Annotated in this window: 22 protein-coding genes and 1 tRNA gene; 6 read left to right on the forward strand and 17 right to left on the reverse strand. The window is 67.3% G+C overall.

Annotated features, from left to right (window positions below; all coding sequences use genetic code 11):
- Positions 1 to 2 precede the first annotated feature (2 nt).
- The 3 genes from ACYQOP_RS02565 to ACYQOP_RS02575 all read right to left on the reverse strand — a co-directional run bounded on the left by ACYQOP_RS02565 (position 3) and on the right by ACYQOP_RS02575 (position 3,841).
- Positions 3 to 362: a SpoIIAA family protein gene (locus ACYQOP_RS02565; RefSeq protein ID WP_461221022.1), complete on the reverse strand. Its 360-nt coding sequence runs from the start codon at positions 360 to 362 to the stop codon at positions 3 to 5.
- 84 nt (positions 363 to 446) lie between these two features.
- Entirely contained in the window at positions 447 to 2,624 is a 2,178-nt protein-coding gene (locus ACYQOP_RS02570; protein ID WP_419951061.1) for a primosomal protein N', read from the reverse strand.
- A gap of 26 nt (positions 2,625 to 2,650) precedes the next feature.
- Positions 2,651 to 3,841, reverse strand: a complete 1,191-nt coding sequence (locus ACYQOP_RS02575; protein WP_461221024.1) for an MFS transporter — start codon at positions 3,839 to 3,841, stop codon at positions 2,651 to 2,653.
- Between the two features lie 107 nt (positions 3,842 to 3,948).
- Between ACYQOP_RS02575 and ACYQOP_RS02580 the strand changes: the two genes are divergently transcribed.
- Together ACYQOP_RS02580 and ACYQOP_RS02585 are read left to right on the forward strand one after the other, a co-directional pair.
- Positions 3,949 to 4,692, forward strand: coding sequence for an alpha/beta hydrolase (locus ACYQOP_RS02580; protein WP_461221025.1), 744 nt, complete (start codon positions 3,949 to 3,951; stop codon positions 4,690 to 4,692).
- Positions 4,693 to 4,831: 139 nt separating this feature from the next.
- Positions 4,832 to 5,692: a cell envelope integrity EipB family protein gene (locus tag ACYQOP_RS02585; protein ID WP_461221026.1), complete on the forward strand. Its 861-nt coding sequence runs from the start codon at positions 4,832 to 4,834 to the stop codon at positions 5,690 to 5,692.
- 123 nt (positions 5,693 to 5,815) lie between these two features.
- Here ACYQOP_RS02585 and ACYQOP_RS02590 read toward each other — a convergent pair whose 3' ends face one another.
- Complete coding sequence (locus ACYQOP_RS02590; protein WP_056431966.1) at positions 5,816 to 6,121, reverse strand: DUF3572 domain-containing protein; 306 nt, start codon at positions 6,119 to 6,121, stop codon at positions 5,816 to 5,818.
- A gap of 76 nt (positions 6,122 to 6,197) precedes the next feature.
- On the opposite strand from ACYQOP_RS02590, the gene ACYQOP_RS02595 reads away from it, so the two are divergent.
- Together ACYQOP_RS02595 and ACYQOP_RS02600 are read left to right on the forward strand one after the other, a co-directional pair.
- Positions 6,198 to 6,575 (forward strand): response regulator, encoded by a 378-nt coding sequence (locus ACYQOP_RS02595; protein ID WP_018045229.1) that lies wholly within the window; start codon positions 6,198 to 6,200, stop codon positions 6,573 to 6,575.
- Between the two features lie 56 nt (positions 6,576 to 6,631).
- Entirely contained in the window at positions 6,632 to 8,005 is a 1,374-nt protein-coding gene (locus ACYQOP_RS02600) for a PleD family two-component system response regulator (protein WP_207410213.1), read from the forward strand.
- A gap of 22 nt (positions 8,006 to 8,027) precedes the next feature.
- On the opposite strand, the gene ACYQOP_RS02605 is transcribed toward ACYQOP_RS02600, so the two are convergent.
- From ACYQOP_RS02605 to ACYQOP_RS02620, 4 genes are all read right to left on the reverse strand, one after another.
- Positions 8,028 to 9,239 carry an O-antigen ligase family protein gene (locus ACYQOP_RS02605; RefSeq protein ID WP_461221028.1) on the reverse strand — a complete coding sequence of 404 codons (1,212 nt, stop codon included), beginning with the start codon at positions 9,237 to 9,239 and terminating at the stop codon, positions 8,028 to 8,030.
- A 22-nt stretch (positions 9,240 to 9,261) separates the two neighbouring features.
- Entirely contained in the window at positions 9,262 to 9,855 is a 594-nt protein-coding gene (locus ACYQOP_RS02610) for a DUF2059 domain-containing protein (protein ID WP_207410209.1), read from the reverse strand.
- A 51-nt stretch (positions 9,856 to 9,906) separates the two neighbouring features.
- Entirely contained in the window at positions 9,907 to 10,617 is a 711-nt protein-coding gene (gene rpiA / locus ACYQOP_RS02615; RefSeq protein WP_461221029.1) for a ribose-5-phosphate isomerase RpiA, read from the reverse strand.
- Between the two features lie 164 nt (positions 10,618 to 10,781).
- Positions 10,782 to 11,336, reverse strand: a complete 555-nt coding sequence (locus ACYQOP_RS02620) for a hypothetical protein (protein ID WP_244477879.1) — start codon at positions 11,334 to 11,336, stop codon at positions 10,782 to 10,784.
- Positions 11,337 to 11,616: 280 nt separating this feature from the next.
- Here ACYQOP_RS02620 and gph point away from each other — a divergent pair, with 280 nt between their 5' ends.
- Complete coding sequence (gene gph / locus ACYQOP_RS02625; protein ID WP_207410205.1) at positions 11,617 to 12,306, forward strand: phosphoglycolate phosphatase; 690 nt, start codon at positions 11,617 to 11,619, stop codon at positions 12,304 to 12,306.
- A 6-nt stretch (positions 12,307 to 12,312) separates the two neighbouring features.
- Here gph and ACYQOP_RS02630 read toward each other — a convergent pair.
- From ACYQOP_RS02630 to ACYQOP_RS02645, 4 genes are all read right to left on the reverse strand, one after another.
- A tRNA-Val gene (locus ACYQOP_RS02630) sits at positions 12,313 to 12,387 on the reverse strand.
- Positions 12,388 to 12,517: 130 nt separating this feature from the next.
- Positions 12,518 to 14,239, reverse strand: coding sequence for an ABC transporter permease (locus ACYQOP_RS02635; RefSeq protein ID WP_461221030.1), 1,722 nt, complete (start codon positions 14,237 to 14,239; stop codon positions 12,518 to 12,520).
- Positions 14,240 to 14,250: 11 nt separating this feature from the next.
- The gene (locus tag ACYQOP_RS02640) at positions 14,251 to 15,279 is read right to left on the reverse strand and encodes an extracellular solute-binding protein (protein ID WP_207410196.1); all 1,029 of its coding nucleotides are present in this window, start codon (positions 15,277 to 15,279) and stop codon (positions 14,251 to 14,253) included.
- A 125-nt stretch (positions 15,280 to 15,404) separates the two neighbouring features.
- Positions 15,405 to 16,484, reverse strand: a complete 1,080-nt coding sequence (locus tag ACYQOP_RS02645; RefSeq protein ID WP_461221032.1) for an ABC transporter ATP-binding protein — start codon at positions 16,482 to 16,484, stop codon at positions 15,405 to 15,407.
- Between the two features lie 382 nt (positions 16,485 to 16,866).
- On the opposite strand from ACYQOP_RS02645, the gene ACYQOP_RS02650 reads away from it, so the two are divergent.
- Positions 16,867 to 17,397: a GcrA family cell cycle regulator gene (locus ACYQOP_RS02650; protein WP_246747706.1), complete on the forward strand. Its 531-nt coding sequence runs from the start codon at positions 16,867 to 16,869 to the stop codon at positions 17,395 to 17,397.
- Positions 17,398 to 17,645: 248 nt separating this feature from the next.
- Here the strand turns inward: ACYQOP_RS02650 and ACYQOP_RS02655 are convergent, their stop codons facing one another.
- From ACYQOP_RS02655 to msrB, 5 genes are all read right to left on the reverse strand, one after another.
- Entirely contained in the window at positions 17,646 to 18,923 is a 1,278-nt protein-coding gene (locus ACYQOP_RS02655) for a PLP-dependent aminotransferase family protein (RefSeq protein ID WP_461221033.1), read from the reverse strand.
- A 67-nt stretch (positions 18,924 to 18,990) separates the two neighbouring features.
- Positions 18,991 to 19,911 carry an ROK family protein gene (locus tag ACYQOP_RS02660; RefSeq protein ID WP_461221034.1) on the reverse strand — a complete coding sequence of 307 codons (921 nt, stop codon included), beginning with the start codon at positions 19,909 to 19,911 and terminating at the stop codon, positions 18,991 to 18,993.
- 9 nt (positions 19,912 to 19,920) lie between these two features.
- Complete coding sequence (locus ACYQOP_RS02665) at positions 19,921 to 21,312, reverse strand: dicarboxylate/amino acid:cation symporter (protein WP_056431940.1); 1,392 nt, start codon at positions 21,310 to 21,312, stop codon at positions 19,921 to 19,923.
- A 266-nt stretch (positions 21,313 to 21,578) separates the two neighbouring features.
- Positions 21,579 to 22,472, reverse strand: coding sequence for a CYTH domain-containing protein (locus ACYQOP_RS02670; RefSeq protein ID WP_311274210.1), 894 nt, complete (start codon positions 22,470 to 22,472; stop codon positions 21,579 to 21,581).
- Positions 22,473 to 22,764: 292 nt separating this feature from the next.
- A complete protein-coding gene (gene msrB / locus ACYQOP_RS02675) occupies positions 22,765 to 23,172 on the reverse strand; it encodes a peptide-methionine (R)-S-oxide reductase MsrB (RefSeq protein WP_056431934.1) in 408 nt (135 codons plus the stop codon).
- Between the last annotated feature and the right edge of the window lie 58 nt (positions 23,173 to 23,230).

Below are 23,230 nucleotides of genomic sequence, written 5' to 3' on the forward strand. Positions count from 1 at the left end.
CGTTAAGCGGCGGCGAGCCAGCTCCGTGCTTCATCGATATGGGCGCGGTCGAAGGACTTGATCTGCGCCGGGGATACCTTGCCGAACGTATCGGCGATCATCCGCAGCCAGGATGCGTCGGTGACGAGCGCGACGTGGCTGACGCCCTTCATCATGGCGAGACCGAAGCGGACGTCCTTGAAGAAGGCCGCGGGCTCCATGCCCTTGAACTCGCGCACATCCTCCAGAAGCTTGAGCTTGCCGCCCTTGTCGAGGTCGGCCTGCATGGCTGCGATCACGGTGTTCATGTCCTGGTCGGTGATCTGCCCATCCACGACGATTTCCGCGACGGTCGAATCCGGGTTCTTGGTGTAGGTCAGCACGTGCAGCACTCCTCGTGGGGTCGAAGATCTTCAGGGCGTTAGGTCTTCAGGTCGAACGCTACCCAAGCGAACGTCAGGCCAGGGTTATAGGAAACTCTGAGGGTCTACGTCGATGGCGACCTTCACGTTGCCGCGAACCTTCGGTCCCCGCTTCAGCCAATCGCGCAGATACGACTGCAGATCGACGGCCCGTTCGGTCTTGACCAGCAGGCGAAACCGGTAGCGCCCCCGGATCAGCGCGAGCGGCGCTTCCGCCGGACCCAGCACCATCACACCATCGGGCGGATCGGCGGCACGGGCCAGGGCCTGTCCATGCGCCTCGGCGGTCTCGCGCTCATTGGCCGAGACGATGAGGGCGGCGAGACGCCCGAAGGGCGGCAGTCCCGCCGCTTCCCGAGCGGCGATTTCCTCCTCGTAGAACCGCGTCGCGTCGCCTGACAGCAGGGCCGCGATGACCGGATGGTCGGGCTGGTAGGTCTGGACCAGGGCACGCCCCGGCTTCTCGCCGCGACCGGCACGGCCCGTCACCTGCTGCAGCAACTGGAAGGTCCGCTCCGCCGCGCGCGGATCCCCCGAAGTCAGGCCGATATCGGCATCGAGCACGCCCACCAGGGTCAGGTGCGGAAAGTTATGGCCCTTGGCGACCAATTGCGTGCCGATGACGATGTCGCATTCCCCGTCGGCCACGCTCTGCAACTCGGCGCGCAGGCGCTCGGCGCCGCCGGGAAAGTCGGAGGAGAGCACGATGATGCGCTTGTCGGGGAACAGCTCCGTCACCTCCTCGGCGATGCGTTCGACCCCCGGCCCGCAGGGGGTGAGGTTGTCGAACGTGCCGCATTCGGTGCAGGCATCGGGCCGGCGCTCGGCATAGCCGCATTGGTGGCAGACCAGGGCCTTGCGGAAGCGGTGCTCCACCAGCCAGGTCGAGCAGTTGCGGCACTGGTAGCGGTGGCCGCAGGCACGGCACAGGGTGAGCGGCGCATAGCCCCGCCGGTTGAGGAACAGAAGCGCCTGATCGCCGGCCTCGATCGTGGCACGGACGGCATTGACCAGGGGCGGGGCGATGAAGCGGCCCTTCTCCGGCTTGTCCAGGCGCATGTCGATGGCGTGGATATCCGGCAGCCGCCGCCCGCCGAAGCGTTCGGGCAGGACGATATGGGCGTAGCGCCCTTTCTCGGCATTGACCTTGGTCTCGATTGAGGGCGTCGCCGAGGCGAGGACCACCGGGCAGTTTTCCAGCCGGCCACGCACCACCGCCATGTCGCGGGCATGGTAATGCACCCCGTCTTCCTGCTTGTAGGCCGCCTCGTGCTCCTCATCGACGACGACGAGGCCGAGATCGGTGAAGGGCAGGAACAGGGCGGAGCGCGCACCGACCACCACCGAGACCTCGCCCGCCGCCACGCCGGCGCGCAGGCGCTCGCGGCGCTTCGAGCCGATGCCGGAATGCCAGGTCGCCGGGCGGACGCCGAACCGCTCGGCGAACCGGTCGAGGAACTGCGCGGTCAGGGCGATTTCCGGCATCAGGATGAGGGCCTGGTGCCCGCGCCGGACGGCTTCGGCCACGGCTTCGAAATAGACCTCGGTCTTGCCCGAGCCGGTCACGCCTTCGAGGAGGATCGTCGGCGCCTTCGCATCCTCCGGCGCGGGAAAGGCCAGGCCGATGAGGTCACGGGCCGCCTGGTCTTGCGCCTCCGACAGGGGGACGCGCTCGTGGTCCGGATCGGGCGGGAGCGCCACCGGCTCCGGTGCCAGAGCCACGGCTTCGAGGGCGCCATCATCGATGAGGCCGTCGACCACGCTGAGCGAGACGCCCGCCTCCTTGGCGAGCGCGCTCTTGCCGCGCATCGTCCCATCGGCGGTGACCGCCAGCACCTTCATCCGCGCCGCGGTCGGCCGGGCGGGCGGCTTGCCCGAACCGCGGACGCCGATCCGCGAGGTCTCGCCGCGCGCCGCCTCGTCGGGCAGGCGCAGGGCCATGGCCAGAGCCGAGCCCTTCGGCGCCAGGGTGTAACGAGCGAGCCAGTCCACGAGTTCGCGCAACGGGTCGGACAGGGGCGGCGCTTCGATTCGCCCCGTCACCTGCCGCAGGTTCGAGCCGCCGGGGCTCTCCGCCACCTGCCAGACCACACCCACCGTCTCACGCGGCCCGAGCGGCACCTGCACGACATCGCCCGGCGACAGGACCAGCCCTGCGGGCACGGCGTAGCTATAGGCGTTGTCGAGCGCGAGCGGGATTAGGATATCGGCGACGCTGGGCATGGGCTCTTCTGCATGGGAACCATGTTCTATCTATGTACTCTCTCGCCCGATCGCGACCGCTCGCCGCGTGCCAGAAGGACTGCCACCGGAAGGGCCGCGAGACTGACCCCGCTCATGACCCAGAACCCCGACGCCCCGTAAGCGGCGAAGAGCGGACCGGCCGCAAGCGTGAACAGGGCAGAGGACAGGCCAAGGCCGAGGGGACCATAGAGGGTCAGCGCCGTGGCGGTGAGGTCCTGCGGCACGCAGCGGCCGATCTCCTTCAAACAGGCGAGATGCAGGAGCGCGAAGGTGAGCCCATGCAGGCATTGGATCGCCATGAGCGCGGCCAGCGACACAATCTCGGCACTGATCCCCCATCGCAGCGCCCCGACGAGGGCGGCGAGCCCGATCGCCCGACCCGGATCCAGCCGCGCCAGGATCCATGGGCCGGCGACGAGGAAGACCACGATTTCCGACGCCACCGCCTCCCCCCAGAGCAACCCGGCGACATCCGGCGTGATGCCATGGCGGCTCCACAGGATCATCGCGAAAGCGTCGTGCAAGGCATGGGCGCCGAGGATCAGGGAAGCGGCGAGAACAACGAGCCCGAACCGCCGGTTCGCCAGGACGATCATCATGCCTCGCCCTGCGGCCGGTCTCGCCGACCCAGCGATCGACTGGGTCGGCAGCGTCCAGGCGGCGAAGCCGGCGGCGATGAAGAGCCCCGCCCCGAGGAGGATCGCGCCTCTGATTCCGACGGTCACCACCACCATGCCGGCGAGGCTGGTGGCCAGGATGAAGGCGGCCGAACCGGCCCCCCTCACCCAGCCATAGGCGAAGCGTCGCCCACCTTCCGAGGCCGAGAGGGCGAGGGCATCGGCGAACGGGGCCAGGGGCGCGGTGAAGACCGCATAGGCGAGAGCGACGATGAAGAGACCGGCAAATCCCGCAACCGCCAGATGGGCCGAGGCCGCCACTCCCGTCAGGGCGGCGGTAAGAGCGAAGACCGGGCCGACGATCCCCCATCGGTCGGCGATCCGTCCGGCCACCGGCCCGGCACCCATCCGTACCAGCATCGCCATCGCCAGGAGCCAGGCGATCTCTTGCGCCGACAATCCGCGCTGTTCGAGGAACAGCGGCAGGAACGGCGACAGCGCGCCGTACCCGCCATTAAGCGCCGTGAACAGCGCGAGATGGCCGAACAGGCTTCGGCGATCCTTGGCGCTGGCGCTCACGCGAGTGTGGCCGGCATCGGACGTTTCCTCGCTTGCGTCATGGCCGTGGCGGGCTCTACCCCTTCGGCAGCCCGATGATCGGGCGATGCGCTGCGGGGAGTCACCCGATGACGGCTTTGCCGCTCACCTTCCTTGGCCCGGACGATCGGCCAGGGGAAGCCCGCGCCCAGGAAGGCGTCGTACTGCTTCATGGCATCGCGCGCCGCTCGGCCTCCCTCGGGCGGATGGAGCGCGCCTTCAGGGCCGAGGGATTCCACACCCTCAACTTGAATTATCCGGGGCGGAAGGCAGACCTCGCCAGCATCGTCGCCGAGGTGGCGCCACAGGTGGCGGGTTTCGCCGCCGGGGTCGCGCGGGTGCATTTCGTCACCCATTCCATGGGCGGTCTCGTCGCGCGCGGGCTCATCAACCGGCATCGCCCGGCCAATCTCGGCCGCGTGGTGATGCTGGGAACGCCGAATGGCGGCAGCGAAGTCGCCGATTTCCTCCACCGGATGCTACCCTACCGCCTGTTCTTCGGCCCGGCGGGGGTGCAGCTCACCACCTTTCGCGACCAGGACCTCGTCGCGCTCCTCGGCGAGGTCGATTTTCCCCTCGGGATCATCGCGGCGGACCGCTCGATCTGGCTGATCGAATCCTTCCTGATCCTGCCTCGCCCCAATGACGGCCGTGTCAGCGTGGCGCGAACCCGCGTGGCCGGCATGACCGACCATCTGACGATCCATTCCACCCATGACCTGCTGATCCTGAACCGGGCTGCGATCGCGGCCTCCCTGCGCTTCATCCGGCAAGGACGCTTCCGCGAGAACCGAACCGGCGAGGAATCAGGTGTGGCGCTTCTCGGTGGGTGAGGCCGATGCCCGGCCGCCTTCGAGGCCCGCCCCACCGCACGAGAATACGCCGCCGTTGCCGCTCCGGCATCGACCCCCTATCTGTGTCGACGCATCGGCTCGCCGTTCCCTTCGACCGGCGCGTCCATCGGGAGACCTCATGCGGTTGCCAAGTTCCACCCTCGCCATCGCGTTCGGCGCATTTGCCGCCTTCACGGCCATCGCCGAGGCCGCGCCGATGCGACTGGCCGGCCACCGCGCGGTCTACGACCTGTCGCTGGCCGAGAGCCGGGGCGCGCGTGCGGTGGAGAGTGCGCGGGGTCGCATCGTCCTCGAGTTCAGCGGCGATGCCTGCAAGGGCTACACGATGCAGACCCGGCAGGTGACGGAGCTCGACAGCGGCGAGACCGGCAAGCGTCTTTCCGATCTGCGCAACACCACCTTCGAGGGCGGTGACGGCCATCATTTCCGCTTCAAGACCAACACGGTGCTCAACGGCAGCGCATCCACGGCGGTGGATGGGACGGCCGAAAGCGGCGCCGAGGCGCTGAAGGTCAAGCTCAAGGAGCCCAAGCGCGACCAATACACCGAGACCGGCCCCGTATTGTTTCCGACCTTCCACATGCGCCGCATGATCGAAGCGGCACAGGCCGGCGAGACGACGATATCAGCCAAGGTGTTCGACGGGTCGGACGACGGGCGCAAGATCTTCGACACCCTCGCGGTGATCGGCAAGCCGGTCACCACCGAAGAGTCCGCCAAGAATGGCGCGGCCGACCGCGACAAGCCCCTGCGGGAGGGCGAGATGGCGGGGATGCGGCGCTGGCCTGTGACCCTCAGCTACTTCACCGCCGGACAGGGCGAGCGCACCCCGGTCTACGTCCTCTCCTTTCTCCTCTACGAGAATGGTGTGAGCGGCGGACTCAGCCTCAACTACGGTGATTTCACCATCGCGGGCGACCTCAGCCGTCTCGACCTGCACAAGGCCGAGGCCAAGACCGAGGCCGAGTGCAAGCCCTGACGCCTGGCGCCCCGCCGCCTCGTCGAGGCGGGCGGGCCTAGGCTCGAGACCACTCGTTTCGTGTCGCCCCCATACGGGAGGAGCGGCGCGCAGCCTTACGTTGTCGGCCGTGAGACCGAGGCGTCAGCCGAAATCGGCATCGGGATCGGGGGGGCCGAGACGGCGCCACGCGTCGGCAATGCGCTCCGGTTTCATATCGAGTGCAGTGGCACAGGCGATCAGCACGGCTTCGTCGCCCATGACATGGTCCAGGACCGCCGAGAGAAAGGCGGGATCGGCAGCACTCTCACGCAACGTATCGGGTGTCAGGCCGGAGGAGGCCATGAACGGCAAGAGCCTGTCGCCGTCCTCCGCGATCCATCCGAGCACCGAGATGGCGACCTGCTCCGCGGATTGATCGGGGCGGTCGGATTTGCGTTTCGTCAACATGTATCCCTTAGGTTCTCATCGAGCGGGACGCCGGTCCTTCCAAAATGCGCCGCCAGCCTGCCGGGAACAATGAGCCATGCCGAAAACAGTGCTCATCGTCGAGGACAACGAGCTGAACATGAAGCTCTTCAACGATCTGTTGGAAGGGCATGGCTACGCGACTCTCAAGACGGCCAACGGGATCGAGGCGATCGAACTCGCCCGCGCCCACCGTCCCGACCTGATTCTGATGGACATCCAGCTTCCCGAGGTTTCCGGCCTCGAAGTCACGAAATGGTTGAAGGAAGACGACGACCTCAAGCATATCCCCGTCATCGCCATCACGGCCTTCGCCATGAAGGGCGATGAGGAGCGCATCCGCGAGGGGGGCTGCGAAGCCTATCTGTCGAAGCCGATCTCGGTTGCCAAGTTTCTTGCCACCGTCCGCCTCTACCTCGGCGACGGAGCCCGTTGAGGAGCACACCGTCGACAGGGTCGTCCCGTCGAGCCCGTTAACTTGAGCGAGGAACGATGTCGGCCCGCATCCTGATCGTCGATGATCTCTTTCCGAATGTGAAGCTGCTCGAGACCAAGCTGTCGCTCGAGTATTTCGACGTTCTGGCGGCCATGAACGGGCCGGATGCGATCTCGATCTGTGAGAAGGGCCTGTGCGATCTCGTCCTGCTCGACGTGATGATGCCGGGCATGGACGGGTTCGAGGTCTGCCGCCGCCTCAAGAGCAGTCCGACCACCGCCCACCTTCCGGTCGTGATGGTGACGGCCCTCGACCAGCCGGCTGACAGGTTGCGCGGCCTCGATGCGGGGGCCGACGATTTCCTGACGAAGCCCATCGACGACACTGCCCTGTTCGCGCGGGTACGCAACCTCGTCCGCCTCAAGGCGGTCACCGACGAGCTGCGCCAAAGGGCGCTCGCCTCCCGGGAATTCGGCATGGGCGACCCCCTCGCCCTCGCCACCGCCGAGGACGGCCAGAATGCCTCGATCCTGCTGGTCGAGGATCGGGCGAGCTCGGCCGAGCGGCTATCGGCGGCCCTCAGCCAGCACCATCGGGTCACCGTGGTCGCCGATCCGCACGACGCCCTGGTCCTGGCCATCGAAGGCGATTTCGAGCTGGCTCTCGTGAGCCTCGACCTTCAGGGGTTCGACGGCCTGCGCCTCTGCAGCCAGATCCTGTCCCTCGACCGCATCCGCAACATGCCGGTGATGATGATCGCCGAGGAGAACGAAAGGGCGCGGGTCATCCGCGGCCTCGAATTCGGCGTGCACGATTATCTGCTGCGCCCGGTCGACCGGAACGAACTCGTCGCCCGCGTACGCACCCAGCTGCGTCGCAGCCGCTTTTCGGAAACCCTGCGCGGCGCCGTGCAGGCATCCATGGAGATGGCCGTCACGGATGGCCTCACCGGGCTCCACAACCGGCGCTACCTCGATAGCCATCTCGCGGTGCTGTTCGCCGATGCCGCCCCGCGTCACCGCGCCGTCTCGATGCTGATGCTCGATATCGACCGGTTCAAAACGATCAACGACACCTATGGTCACGATGCCGGTGACGAGGTGCTCCGCTCCTTTGCCAACCGCATCCGCCTGCATACCCGCGAGATCGATATCGTCGCCCGCTATGGCGGCGAAGAGGTGGTCATCATCCTGCCCGATGCGGAGCCGGACGCCGCCCATCACATCGCCGAGCGCATCCGCGAACGCATCGAAGCGGTGCCGTTCCTGATCCAGCGGGAAACGCGGGACATCCACGTCACCGTCTCCATCGGGGTAGCGTGCCGCCATGCCGATGATTCGGGACCGGCCGATATGCTGAAGCGGGCGGACCTCGCGCTCTACCGCGCCAAATCCTCCGGCCGTAACCGCGTCGAGGCCGAGGCCGCCTGAAGCGGCCAGGACGGGCCGGGTTTCATGCCGGCTCCTTGCCAGCCTCGCGCGTCCAGGCGACGGCGGCACCGACAGCCGCGATCCACCAGCCCTGCCAGGCCCCGTGCTCCACGAAGGCGACGGCCGTGCATGACCCCACGAGGCCGAGGGCGATGACGCTTTCCCCGCGCGGCAGGCGTCCGATGAGCGCCACCATCATCATCAGGATCGCCCCGGCCAGGGTTGCGCCGACGATACCGAGCTCAGCCCAGATCTGCAGGAAGATGTTGTGCGGATGGCCCACCGCCAGCATCGGGCGCAGGCCGGGCTCGATCCGTGCGGCAACGGGCGTATCGATGAATCGCGCCGAGGTCCCGAACCCGGCGCCTTGCCAGGGATCGAGGGCTACGGCCGCGCCGAAGCTGCGAGCGATGGCGACCCGTGCGCGCGAACTGCTCTGGACCAGACGCTCGTGGATGGCATCGGGCATGACTTTCTGAAGAATATCCCCCTCGATCGGCGAGAGGACGAGGGCGAGAGCCAGGGCAGCGCCCACGATGGCGAGCCCGACCCGGCGAGGGGTCAGGACGGCGATGAGGGCCGTGATGGCACCGGCTGCGAGACCCATGGCGGCGGCGCCGCTGATCGATCGCAGGATGGCCCCGGTACTGATCACGATCACCAAAAGCGCCGCGATCCCATGCCCGCGCCGGTAGAGAAGATAAGCCAGGGGCCCCATTACGGGCGCGATCGTCAGGGCTGGGCGATTGAAGACGAACAGCGCCACCCGTGAGCCCATCGCCCGATGGAGGGGAAGGTGGTTGGCCAGGGCCACGACGATGTAGAGCCCGGCGATCGCGATGGACCAGGCGGCGAGCCGGGGCGTGAAGGCCGGCATGTTTCCGGGCGCGAGGCGCGCGAGGAGATAGGCCCCCACGACGGTCGGCAGGAATTCCTGCATGTTGCGCCAGGACAGATCCTCCACCGGGCTCCAGGAGACGCTCGCCAGCGACCAGACGACGAAGCCGAGGACTGCGAGACCGATCGGCGTGGCGAGCGGCCTCGCCACGAACCGCACCGTACCGCGCGCATCCTCGATCAGCCCGGCGATGAGGAAGAACGAGGCGGAGAGGCCGACGACGGTCGGGCTCGACCGATTGGCCAGCGCCATGGCCACCGGAAGGATGGCGAGTGTGATGGCACCGGTGGCACGCAGGCGCGCGACCGTCTCCGATCGGGGCGGGAAAGAGATCATTGGAGACGGGCGGACTGGAAGGTTACTGGAGTTCGTGGCCGCGCTTGCCCATCTCGGCACGCACACGGACCATCATGTATTCGGACACACCCTGGGTCCAGTTCTGCATGGCCTGGACGATCTCGTCGAGCACCTGCGGCTGGGTCTCGACGTAGCGCTTGCCCGCCGCCGAATGGAAGAAGGCGACGATCTCGGTGAGCTCCGCCTCGGACAGGCGGCTCGCGTAGATCTTGGCCGCCGTCTCGATCATCATCTGCTTTTGCAGTTCCATCTCGGGCGCCAGGGAGGTGAGAACCTCATCGAGATCCTTGGTCAGGTCCGGGCGGGTGATGGCCGCCTGTTTGATCTGCTGGCCAAAGGCCGGAAGAATTGAGTCGAACGACCGGGCGATGCCGGAGCTGAGGGTGACTTCGCGGGCCAGGGCCAGATGGTTCGGCGTGTAGGTCGGCTGCTGGGCCGCGGGCGTGGCGGGCGCAGGTGCGGCGGGCTTGGCCCCGGGCTTGGCCGGCGCGGCAGGCTTCTGCGCCTGAGCCAGGCCGGCGGTCGGAGCCGAGACGGAGAGGATTCCGGCGAGGACCGAGGCGGTCAGGACGAAAAAGAGGGGGCGGCGGGACATGCGAGCGCTCCGGAAAGACGTGTCGAGAAATCAAGCGGATGGGGAAGCGCGTCAGACCGCGCCGAGACAGGTGACATGCGCCTGCCCGTCACGGGCCTCCGCCAGGATAGCGCCCGTGGCGAGCCCGATGAACAGACCGTGCTCGACCACGCCGGGCACCGCCCAGAGCGCGGCGGACAGGCGTTCGGGATCGGCGATGACCTTCAGATGGGCATCGAGGATGAGATGGCCGCCATCTGTCACGAAGGGCGAGCCGCCGGGTCCGGAGCGCAACACGAGATCGCCCGCGGAGCCAGCACTCTCGATGGCCCTTCCCACGGCGATGCGGGTCGCGCCGAGGCCGAACGAATTGACCTCCACCGGCAGCGGAAACGCTCCGAGGGTGGTCACGGATTTCGCCGCGTCGGCGATCACCACCATACGGCGGCTCGCGAAAGCCACGATCTTTTCGCGTAGGAGTGCGCCGCCGCCGCCCTTCACCAGACGCATCGCGGCATCGATCTCATCAGCGCCATCGATGGTGAGGTCGAGTTCGGGCAGGTCTTCGAGGGTGGCGAGGGGAATGCCGACGCGCTCGGCGGCGATTCGCGTCGCCTCCGAGGTCGGCACACCCGTCACCTTGAGTCCCTCGCGCACCCTGGCGCCGAGAAGCTCCACGAACACGTTGGCGGTGCTGCCGGTACCGATGCCGAGTCGCATCCCATCTTCGACGAGGTCGAGGGCGCGGGCGGCGGCGGCACGACGCAGATCGGGTCCGCTCACGAGGGAGACCGGTTCGTCGGGAGGGCGGGGACCAGATGCATGGATGGGCTCTCGGGCTACGGGCTGGGCCGCTGAAAGTCCCGTGGCCCTAGCACGGCTGGCAACGGCGTCCAACGTAGCACTTGCCGAACGCGGCACTTGCCGAGAACACGCAGCGATTGTCGTCAGGGCCGGGTGTTCTGGGGCGGCGTGGCACTCGGCCCCGCTCGGCCGGGCGCCTGCCCCGTGGCCACGGCCTCTTCGGGACCGCTGGTGGCCGGGTTCGCCTGGGCCGTGCACACCACCGCTTCCTTCTGGAGCTGGACGTAGCAGATGCTCATCTCACCCGTGCGGTAGTTGACGCGGAACACCCCGGCCTCCCGGGTGTGGCGGGAGGCGACGAGGCCATATTCGGACGGGGCCTGGGCGCTGGCGCCCTCCCCTGAACCGTAGCACACGGTGAGGCCGACGCTGCCCACCGCACCCTCGCGCAGACCGTACTGACAGGACGTGACCTCGCCGGTGACCTTGTCCACGCGATAGACCCTGTTGAGGTCGATCTGCGGCGCGGGCACGAACTCGAAGGAGGCGGCGGACGCGGCGCCAACGGTGCCGGCGAGAACGCTGAGGGTAATCGCTACCCGGCATCCAAAATTGCTCCAGCGCCGTCCCCGCGAACGCGCGGAAGCGGCCGGAACCATGAGTGTGAACGCGGGATCGGTCGGCAGGGTCGAACGCATGGTCGCCTTCGTGTCTGGATGAAGACAAGGGAATCTCACGGCCGCTCCCCTATAGCGGCCTTGCGGCGCAACCGTGACCCGCTCGCGAATGCCTTGATCGCACCACGTCACGATTCTAGAGGGTGGAATCGGATACCGGATCCGGGTCGATCGCGTAAGTCCTTGTCCCCTAACCGGCTTTTCCCAATGGGCCATGCCGCTTTATCGGGCGGGGACCGCCGCGCAAACCGGTTCTTCACCATCGCGCCCTTTACCGACCCACAGAACCCAGCGAGCCACCATGCCAAGCCTGCCGCCAATCGTCGTGTTCGACCTCGACGGAACCCTTGCCGAGACCGCGGGCGACCTCGTCGGCACCCTCAACGCGATCCTCACCCGCGAAGGCCTGCCGACACTGCCCCTGGATCAAGCCCGCGACATGATCGGCGCCGGCGCGAAGGCGCTGATCCAGCGTGGCTTCGAGGCGGCGGGGGAAACGCTCGACGACACAAGGCTGCAGACCCTCTTCGTCGATTTCCTCGACCATTACGGCCGCCATCTCAGCGAGCATTCCTACCTGTTCCCCGGCGTCGAGACGGCGCTCGAGATGCTGAGCGCCCGCGGCTTCCTGCTGGCGGTCTGCACCAACAAGGTCGAGGCCCATGCCAAGCAACTGCTTGAGGAGCTCGGTGTCGCCGGCCGCTTCGCCGCCATCTGCGGCCGCGACACGTTCCCGGTCTACAAGCCCAATCCGGCCCATATCACCCTCACGGTGGAGCAGGCGAAGGGCGACGTCTCGCGCGCGGTGATGGTGGGTGATTCCCGCGCCGATATCGATGCCGCGAAGGCTGCCGGCATTCCGGTGATCGCAGTGCCGTTCGGCTATACCGACCTGCCGGTAGAGCAACTCGGCCCCACGCGGGTGATCCAGCATTTCGATGACTTGGTGGATGCGGTCGAGACCCTCGTGCCGGCTATCGCTGCGGCTTGAGGGGAATGGTGGGCGCGACAGGGATCGAACCTGTGACCCTTCGCGTGTGAAGCGAATGCTCTCCCGCTGAGCTACGCACCCGGACCGAGGGCCTTCTAGGGCGAGGCCCACGCGCCCGTCAAGGGCCTCTGTCGCGTTGGTCGGCAGCGACCATGCCGAGCCGGCATACGATAAGGTTCGGAAGCCCGGCGAACGGCCTCGATCCCGAACCTCAACCGCCCCTCGGGGTCCGCTCCGGCGAGCCGAAGCGGAGGAGCAAAGCCACCGGGATCAGGCCGACGACGACGATGAGGAGGGCCGCCACCGCGCCGTCCTCGTAAGTACCGCGCACCGCCTCCCCGTAGAGATGGGTCGCGAGGGTCTCGACGTTGAGGGGGCGCAGGAGCAGGGTCGCGGGCAGTTCCTTGACGCAGTCGACGAAAACGAGGAGCGCTCCGCTCAGCAAAGCCGGCCACGTCATCGGCAGGTGGACGCGCATCAGCGTGCCGACAGCCCCCCGGCCGAGCATGCGCCCGGCTTCCCCGAGGGAGACCGGCACTTTCGACAGGCCGGCCTCGCAGGCGCCGACACCGACCGCGAGGAAGCGCACGAGATAGGCGACGACGAGGGCGCCACCCGCACCGACTCCGATGATGGCCGGAGCGACGCCGAAGAGCGCCGTCGTGACACGGGACAGGTATGCATCGGCGAGAGCCAGCGGGCCGAGGAGCCCGATCGCCAGGATCGCGCCGGGAAGCGCGTAGCCGAGGGCGGCGATGCGGATCAGCCCCTGCCCGAAACGTCGCGCGACGAGGCGCGGGCCGGCGGCGACGAGGAAGCCGCATATCGCCGCCAGCAGGGTGGCGAGGCCGGCATAAAGGAGGGTGTTTCCCGCCTCGGCGATGACTCCCCGGGGAAATCCCAGCCGGGTCACGCGGGCGATGGCGGAATGGACGAGATAGGCCGCCGGAATCAGGAAACCGATGGCGATGGGAAGAGTGCCGAGACACAAGGCGGCCAGGACCGACGTGCCGGACAGGCGATGGCGGGCCATGCCGCGCTGGCGCTGTGCCGTGCCGGAATAGCCGCGCCCGCGCCGGCCCCAGCGTTCGGCCGCCAGCAGCAGGAGCACCATCGCCAGCATGACCAGGGCGATCTGCGCCGCGCCGGGCAGGTCGGAGCGGTTGATCCAGGTGGCGTAGACCTGAACCGTGAGCGTCCTTACGCCGAGAAATTCGGCAGCGCCGATATCGTTGAGCGTCTCCATCAGGGCGAGGCTGGTGCCGAGGGCGATGGCGGGGCGCGCCAGCGGCAAGGCGACGTGGAAGAAGACCGCCATCGGCGACCGTCCGAGAATGCGCGCCGCCTCGATGAGCGTGCCTGCCTGCATCAGGAACAGCGCCCGCGTCGGCAGGTAGACGTATGGATAGAGCACGAAGCCGAGAAGCAGGATGCAGCCCGGCAGGGACCTGATCTCGGGCAGCAGCAGATCCTTCGGCCGCGCGACGCCGAGAGCATCGCGAAGCGCGGTCTGGACCGGGCCTATCGGATGAAGCAGATCGAGATAGGCGAAGGCAACGATGTAGGTCGGCACCGCCAAGGGCAGCAGCAACCCGATTTCCAGGAGGCGTCGGCCCCGGAACTCGTAGGCTGAGACAAGCCAGGCGGAGCCGACCCCGAGCATGACGACGAGGAGCCCGACGCCGCCGAGGAGGAACGCCGTGGTGAGCGTCGCTTGCGGCAGGACATGCGCCAGAAGATGCGGCCAGACCTCGCTCGATCCCCCCGCCGCCGTCAGCGCCAGGGATACGACCGGGCTCAGGATCAGGGCGGCGAGCGCCAGCGCTCCCGCCGCCCAGGCGAGAGGCCCGGCGCGCAGGCGCGACGCGGGGCGCGGAACGACGTCCGTGCCGAGCGCGGCCTCCGATCCGGCCAGTTCGGCAGCCACCCGCATCGGCCTGGGCTTCAGTTGTCGAAGCCGACCGTATCCACCAGCAGGCTCGCGGCCTTCCGGTTACGGGCGATCTCGGCCAGGGGCACGGTATCGATGGTCAGCGGGCCCAGCGCGGTGAGCTGGGGGTCGATCGGCGCGCCGACCTTCACCGGATACTCGAAATTGGCCTTCGCATAGAGGCCCTGGCCCTCGTCCGAGACGAGGTATTCGAGAAGCTTGACCGCTTCGTCGCGGTTCGGCGCGCCTTTCGCGACGACGGCGCCGGAGACGTTCACGTGGGTGCCACCGCTCGTGAAGACCGGCAGCACGACCTTGATCCCGTCGCCCCATTTCTGCTGGTCCGGGCCACCCTTGCCCGAGCGCATCAGCCCGACATAGTACGAGTTGCCGAGACCGACGGTGCAGGTTCCGGCCAGGATATCGCGGGCTACGTCACGGTCGCCACCGGCCGGCTTGCGCGCGAGGTTGGCCTTCACGCCGGTCAGCCATTCCTTCGCCTTATCCGGCCCGTGCTTGACGATGTAATGGGCGATGAGCGCCGTGTTGTAAGGGTGCTGGCCCGCGCGCAGGCAGAGCTTGCCCTTCCATTTCGGGTCGGCGAGATCCTCGTAGGTCAGGGCCTTCTCCGCGAGGTCCTTGTCGGCATAGGCGACACGGGCGCGCATGGAGAGGGCGTACCAGAGACCACCGGCATCGCGCAGGGGGGCCGGGACGGCGGCTTCCAGGGTCTCCGTACGAACCGGCTGCGCCAAGCCGCGATCCACGAGTTCGATGAGATTGCCGATATCGACGGTCATGAGCACGTCTGCCTTAGACCGCTCGCCCTCGGAGGCCACACGCTCAGCGAGGCCCTTCTCGACGAAAACGGTGTTGACGGTGACGCCGCTCTTGGCCGTGTAGGCATCGAGCAAGGGCTTGATCAGGCCGGGCTCGCGCGTGGTGTAGATGTTGACCTCGGCGGCCGTCGCTCCGGAGATCCAGGCGAAAGCCGTCGCGCCGCCGACCAGACATTTCGAGACCCAACCGACCATGACGTCCATTCCTCTTCCCGTGGCGAACGGTTCTGGGCCGCATCTTCACGAGAAAAGCAAGACTTATGTCTTCAGTTTATTATCGTTAAAAACTATACTTCTGGATATTGCCAAGCACGAGCAACCAAGCGGAATTAATCCGTCTCGAGCGGAAAAACCAACCCCGCGCCGTTCGCGAGCTTCAGGCCGACGCAATCGCCCTCCCCCGCCGATGTCTCTTCCGCGACGGTGAGGCGGAACGTGTCGGAGAACCCCTCCGCCGCCAGGGTCAATTCCGCGACGGGTCCGAGGAAGCGCCGGCGGATGACCCGCGCCGGATGACCGGTTTCCGCGCCGGATAGCAGAATCGCCTCGGGCCTGACGCAGGCGGCCACCCTTGCGCCGCTGGCGATTCCCGGCGCCGGAAACTTGCCGAGCGGCGTCGTTGCCGCGCCGTCGATGCAGCGCGTGGGGAAAGCGATGAGATCACCGAAGAAGCTCGCGGCGAAATGCGAGACGGGACGCCGGTAGAGATCCGCACCGGTGCCGATCTGGACGATGCGTCCGCTCCGCATCAGGACGATCCGGTCACTCACCAGCAAGGCCTCCTCCGGGTCGTGCGTCACCAGGAGCGCCGTCGCGCCCGTGGCGCGCAGCACCGAGATCGTGTCGGCCCGTACCCGATCGCGGTTACGCCGGTCGAGATTGGAGAAGGGCTCGTCGAGGAGCAGCACGCGTGGCCCCGGCGCCAAGGCGCGGGCGAGCGCCACGCGCTGGCTCTCGCCGCCGGACAGGTCACCGGGATAACTCGCGGCCCGGTCGGCGAGGCCGACCTGTTCCAGCCGCGCCCTCGCCACGGCATCGGCCTCATCGGCGCGCAGCCGGTGAAGGCCGAAGCGAACGTTCTGCATGACGGTGAGGTGGGGGAACAGGGCGTAGTCCTGGAACATCAATCCGACGCCCCGCTCCTCCGGCGGCACCCTCGGGCCCATGATCTGCCCATCGAGAAGGACGAGGCCGCCGCTTGGCTGTTCAAGCCCCGCCACCGCACGTAGCAGGGTGCTCTTGCCGCAGCCGGAATCACCCAGAAGGGCGATGATCTCGCCCACGCGAACGGCGAGGGAGACGTCGTCGAGGGCGAGCTTGCGACCGAAATCGACACGCAGGCCGCGTGTTTCGAGGCGTGTCGGCACCTCGCCGGAGCGGCGTCCCTCGGTCGGATCGGGCGCGACCATGACCTGTCCTTCACTTCTCGGCTCTTGGTGAAACACGCGCTTCTCGCCCGATCCCGCGTCAGGTCAAGGGAAAGCTGGGCCGGCGGGCGATGCGGTCGGATGCGGAGGAGGATTATGCCGTCGCACTCATGGTGGAGCCGCATCGCCGCCGCCCCTTCAGAATACAGCCGAGACGCCCCCGACGGTTTGCCGGTGGAAAGTCCGTCCCGGCTTTCAGGCGGCCTTGCATCGGCATCGAAGCGTCCTGTACGGTTCCGATCGTCGTCGTAAGGGTGCCCTGGGCGACCACCATCTGTATGGTATTGGACGGACAGGCCATGCGGGTTTTCGCAGGGTTCGTTCGGTGCCGGTCGGGGGAATCGAGCGGATGTCGGAGGGGGCGATGACGGATACCGGTGCTGGCTGGACGGACGAGCGTGTCGAGCTACTGCGGCGTCTCTGGGACGAGGGCCTGAGCGCGAGCCAGATCGCGGCCCAGCTCGGCGGAGTCACCCGCAATGCGGTCATCGGCAAGGTCCACAGGCTCGGCCTTTCGGGCCGCGTGAAGGCAGCGGATTCGCCTGGTAATGGCCGGAAGAAGCCCGCGGCACGGGCACCCGAGACCGAGGCCGACACGGTCGTGGAATTCGCGCCCGTGGCCGATCCCGTCGCCACGCCGAGCTTGGCATTTCCCGAGACAACCGCCTTGGTCATGCCTCAGGCCACGCCGCTGGCCGTGTCCAAGCGCGTGACGATCATGGATCTACGCGAATCCATGTGCCGCTGGCCGCTGGGCGATCCGACCTCGCCGGATTTCCACTATTGCGGCGACCGCTCGATCACCGGCCTGCCCTATTGCACTCACCACGCTCAGATCGCGTATCAACCGGCCGCCGAGCGTAAGCGGGATCGTCGCGTCGGCGGATTCCGCTGAACGACTAGGTTCGGCCGCATCACCGTCGCCTCCGGGGGCGACGCCGTACTTGGTCTCGCCTATCGCGCTTCACGCTCACATGCCGGCCAGCCGATCACGCGCCGGTCGCTTATCGAGCGATGCCGGGTCCGCCCTCCGTCCCCATCACGGGCAAAGAGAGCGATAAGGATCCGTCCACACCCTGTGCCTCATCGTCGGCCGCCATCGCCCCCCCCTCTCGCCGAGGGGAACGATGGCGGCCGGCTTGGTCAGGCCGCCTGCTGTGTCTCCAGTCCGGCGAGGAGGATGCAGAGCGCGATCCCCTCCGCCGCCGCCTTCACGTCCGAGAGTGAAGGGAAGGTAGGGGCGAGGCGCAGGGTGCGGTCATGCGGGTCGCGTCCATAGGGCGAGGTCGCACCGGCGGGCGTCAGGGCGATGCCGGCTTCCTTGGCGAGGGCAACGGTCCGCTGCGCCGCGCCGTCCACCGTATCGACGGTGATAAAGTAGCCGCCTTCGGGCTTCGTCCAGGTGGCTGCGCCGGTCCCGCCGAGCCGGGCCTCCAGCGCGTCGAGAACGGCCTCAAACTTCGGCGCGATGAGCGCACGCTGCTTCTCCATATGCCCCTCGATGCCGGCCATGTCCTTGAGGAAGCGAACGTGGCGCAGCTGGTTGAGCTTGTCCGGCCCGATAGTGCGGAAGAACGAGCGGCCGAGGAACCAGCGCACGTTTTCCGGCGAGGAGGCGAACACGGCGATGCCTGCTCCCGCCAGGGTGATCTTGGAGGTCGAGGCGAAGATGAAGGGCCGGTCGGGATGGCCGGCTTCCTCGCAGAGGGTGAGGATGTCGGCGAGGGGGTGGCGCGTCGCGGTGAGGTGATGGACCGTGTACGCGTTGTCCCAGAAAAGGCGGAAGTCGGGAGCGCCGGTCTTCATGGAAGCGAGGCGCCGGACTGTCTCGTCGGAATAGGTCTCGCCGCTCGGATTGGCGTATTTCGGCACGCACCACATGCCCTTGACCGCGGGATCGGCGGCAAGCTTCTCGACCACGTCCATGTCCGGCCCTTCGCCGGTCATGGGGACGGGCAGCATGCGGATGCCCAGGGCCTCGCAGATGGCGAAGTGGCGGTCATAGCCCGGGACGGGACAAAGGAAGACCGGCTCCTCTTCCTTCGACCAGGGCTTCTCCGAGCCGGGCACGCCCTTCAGCAGAGCCCAGGCGATGCAATCGTGCATGAGCGCGAGGCTGGAATTGTCACCGATGACGATCTGGCCGGCCGGCGCCTGCACCATCGGCGCGAACAGGGCGCGCGCCTCTGGCAGGCCTTGGAGGCCGCCGTAATTACGCGCATCGTCGCCGGCCTCGGCGAAGTGGTCGCCGTTCCCCGGAAGGGACATCATCGCGCTGGACAGGTCGAGCTGCTCGGGCGACGGCTTGCCGCGGGTCATGTCGAGCTTCAGGCCACGGGCCTTGAAGGCCTCGTAGGCGTCGCGGGCCTCTGCGTGAAGTGCGTCGCGGGCGGCGGGATCGAGGGAAGCCAGACTCGTCATGGGAATACGCTCACGTCGTTATGCGATGCCCCGTCCATACCGGCTGCGGGGAACGATGGGGAGAGGTTCAGGCGTGGAGGCCCCATAACCAGGCTGCACCCCGCACGCCGGAAGCGTCGCCGTGGCGGCTCACCCGGATCGGCGTCTCGCATTCTCCCGAGAAGACATGCGGACGGATCAGTCCGGTCAGGTCGGCGGTCAGTTCCGGCACGGTCGACAGCCCACCACCGAGAACCACCACATCGGGGTCGAGGACGTTGATCACGCCGGCCATCGCGCGGGCGAGCCTTTCCCGATAGCGAGCGACGCTTTCGCATGCGGCTGCATCGCCCGCCCGCGCGGCGGCAATGACGGATTCGCCCATCGGGGCGGCCGCTCCGGTCCGCCTGCCATGGTCGGCGGCGAACCCCGGCCCGGAGAGCCACGTCTCGATACAGCCCTTCCGACCGCAATAGCAGGCGGGACCGGGCCGTTCGTCGTCGCGAGGCGCGGGGAGTGGATTGTGCCCCCATTCGCCCGCGATGCGGTTGGCGCCCGACAGGGCCACACCATCGATGGCGATGCCGGAACCGACGCCGGTCCCTAGGATGATCGCCCAGACGACCCGCGCCCCGGCACCCGCGCCATCCACCGCCTCGGAGACCGCGAGGCAATTGGCATCGTTCTCCGCTCGGACCGGCCGGCCAAGCCGCGCCTCGAGATCGATGACGAAGGGCCTGCCGTTCAGCCAGACCGAGTTGGCGTTCTTCACGAGGCCGCTGCGTGGCGAGACCGCGCCAGGCATACCAATGCCGACACTGCCGATGCCGCCTGCCTCGCGCTCCATCCGCAGGACGAGCGACACGATCGCGTCGAGGGTCGCTTCGTAATCGTCCCTCGGGGTCGGGATCCGGCTCTCGGCGCGAACGGCTCCGCCGGCATCGAGAACGATGCCGGCGATCTTGGTGCCGCCGAGGTCGATCCCGATGCGGAGATGCGCCGGGTCCATGTCCTCGCCCTATTGCGCGGCGACCGCCGGACGGGGAGCAGGCTCCTGGTCCATGTTCGGCGCGTGGTCGGAAATGTCGGTGCCGATGGAGAAGGGATGCGCCATGACTTGGTTCAGCTTCTCCTGATCGAGTTCACCCTCCCAGCGGCTGACCACCACCGTGGCGACGCCGTTGCCGATCAGGTTGGTGATGGCCCGGCACTCCGACATGAACTTGTCGACACCCAGGATCAGGGTCATGGCAGCAACCGGCACCGGATTGTTCGGGATGGCGCTGAGCGTGGCCGCAAGAGTGATGAAGCCGGCGCCCGTGACGCCGGAGGCTCCCTTCGAGGTCAGCATCGCGACCAGGATGATGGTGGCGTACTGGCCGAACGACAGGTCCGCACCCACGGCCTGAGCCAGGAACAGCGACGCCAGCGTCATATAGATGTTGGTGCCGTCGAGGTTGAACGAGTAGCCGGTGGGGATCACCAGGCCCACGACGGAATCCGAGGCGCCCAGGCGGCGCATCTTCGTCATCATGTGCGGCAGCACCGTCTCGGAGGACGAGGTGCCGAGCACGATGAGGAGTTCGTCCTTGATGTAGGCCAGGAACTTGAAGATCGAGAAGCCGGCCACCCGGGCGATGCCGCCCAGAACCAGAACCACGAACAGAAAGGCGGTGACGTAGAAGGTGCCGACGAGCCAGGCGAGATCGATCACCTTGCCGATGCCGTACTGGCCGATGGTGAAGGCCATGGCGCCGAAGGCACCGATGGGCGCGAGCTTCACCACGAGGCCGATGATGCGGAAGAAGATCTGGCCGGCCGTGTCGATGGCGTGCGTGATCGCCTCGCCGCGCTTGCCCATGCCGGTCACCACGACGCCGGTGAGGATCGAGATGAGAAGGACCTGGAGCAGGTCACCCGTGGCGAAAGCGTCGAAGAAGCTCTTCGGGATCAGAGCCATGATGTGGCCGGTGACGGAATCGTCGGCGGCGATCTTGGCGTATTTCTCAACCGATTTACCGTCGAGCTTGCTCACATCGGCATTGAAACCGGCGCCTGGCTTCACCACCTCACCCACGAGCACGCCGATGAGGAGCGCAATGGTCGAGACCACCTCGAAATAGACCAGCGCCTTCAAGCCTACGCGGCCTACCTTCTTCAGGTCGCCGATAGAGGCGATGCCGTGGACGATGGTACAAAAGATGATCGGCGCGATCATCATCTTGATCAGGGCGATGAAGGCGTCGCCCAACCACTTGACGGACTTGCCCCATTCGGGGTGCAGATATCCCAGCAGGATGCCGAGCGCGATGGCGATCAGCACCTGGATGTAGAGGACCTTGTACCAAGGTTCGTGAGGTGTCGGTGCTGCCGGCGCGCTGCCTCCGGCATGGACGGTGGTCTGAACCATGTTCCCTCACAGGCGCCTCGTTGGGCGCACGCTCGTCTGTCTTGGCGAGACGCTAGCGAGTTTAATCCCTCGCCTCAACGCGGCTATGAGAGATAATCTTTGTTTCTCGCCGAAACCGTGAGGATGGGCTGCTTCTGTAACGCGCCGAGCTTCTGTCGCGCTACTGCATACAATCGTTGGTCATCCACTTTGCCGGATCTGCCCGGTGCCGCTGGCTCCTCGCGAGGAGCCCGGAGATGGGCATGACCCACCTCCGGTCCCAGGGTTCAGGTCTGCGGAGTACGGCGGGGACGCACGGTCCAGCGCTCGAATTCGGCGGCCGGATCGTCGTCGCGTGCAGGAGCGCGGGACGGTTGAGACGCGCCCAGAGCCTGCGACAGGCTTTCGATGACGTCGTCGATGCGGGCATCGGTGCGGATCGGAGTGTCCGTCGCGGTCTCCTCCGCCGCGGCGGGCTCTTCCCGACGCTCCTCGCTCCGTTCCTCAACGACGGGTTGCGGTGCGGGCTCTTCCACCGGGATGGCCGCAGGAGCGGCCGCCTTGGCAGCCAGGGCTGCAGCGCGGCGGTTCGCCCGAAGGGTCGCCTCGTCCTCACCGGCCTTCGGCGGCGGGGCATTGAAGCGGCCGAAGCCGAAGCGCGGTTCGAGCAGATCGAGGATCGCTTCGAGGGCGGCGTTGTTCAGGGGAACCTCGCCGGTTTGCGGCACACCCTGGATCGCCACGGAATGGCGGTCATAGGCGGAATTCTCGGTGACGTCGTCGCCGAACCAGGCCGGGGGCACGAAAGCGGCGGCCTGGGCGGGGTCGTCGAACACGACGCTGAGCAGGTCGAGGGCGCCCGGTGTCGCGTAGCGGTCGACGAGCGCCTCGCGGCCGTTGCCGAGCGCGAGCACGGCACGGTCGTAGATCGCCTTGCCGGAGCAGACATCCAGAAGGGCATCGCCGTGGGCGCGGGGAACGTCTGTCCGCTCCTCGCTCGACGTTCCGTCCGGCGCCGTGGTGACGAGGACGAGATGGCAATTCTGACCATCGACGCGGACATAGGAGGTGCGACCGGCCTGGGGAGCGAAATAGCCCTCGGTGATCTTCGAACCGCCGCGCTCCTTGCGGATCAGGCGGACGAGCGAAGGCGCGACCAGAAACCGACGAACGACACTCATGTATTCTCTCCCCCCGGATCGGCTCATCATGGCAAGCACTCCTCCGGAGCGCCGCGCCACGGGCGCAACGTCAGCGCCGTTCGAAGCCATACCCTGTTTCGGCAGCGACGGAATGCCCGGCCTGTGGAAACCGGCCGGCACGAACCGTCCGAATTCGATCGTTTTCCCGCCTCGCACCGCCGACGGCACACAAAGGGGAAGACCACTTCCCTTCGACTAAGAAAAAATGGGACTAAATCAAGGCCGCTCTCGTAAGCCCGGCCCCGATTTTTATCCTTTTATACCAATGAGCTCACGCATTCGGCTCGAAACGCAGTGAAATGCCGTTCATGCAATAACGCAGCCCCGTCGGCGCCGGGCCATCATCGAAGACGTGGCCGAGATGACCTTTGCAGCGGGCGCAGTGCACTTCGGTCCTCACCATCCAGTGGCTCCGGTCGGTCGTCGTCTCCACCGCGCCGTCGATGGGATCGAAGAAGCTCGGCCAACCGGTGCCGGATTCGAATTTCGTGCTGTTCTCGAATAACGGGGCATCACAGCCGGCGCAGTGGAACGTGCCGGGACGCTTCTCGGCATTGAGGCAGCTCGTGCCCGCCCGCTCCGTGCCGTGCTCGCGCAGGACACGGTACTGGTCCGGCGTCAGGATCTCGCGCCACTCGGCCTCGCTGCGCTGGACGGTGCCTGACTGGGTCTCGCTCATGATGGCCTCCGGTTCCTCGGGATAGGCTGGAGAAATAGGACTCCCGAGGCCGTCCCGC

The sequence above is a fragment of the Methylobacterium sp. CM6247 genome, from assembly GCF_054817925.1.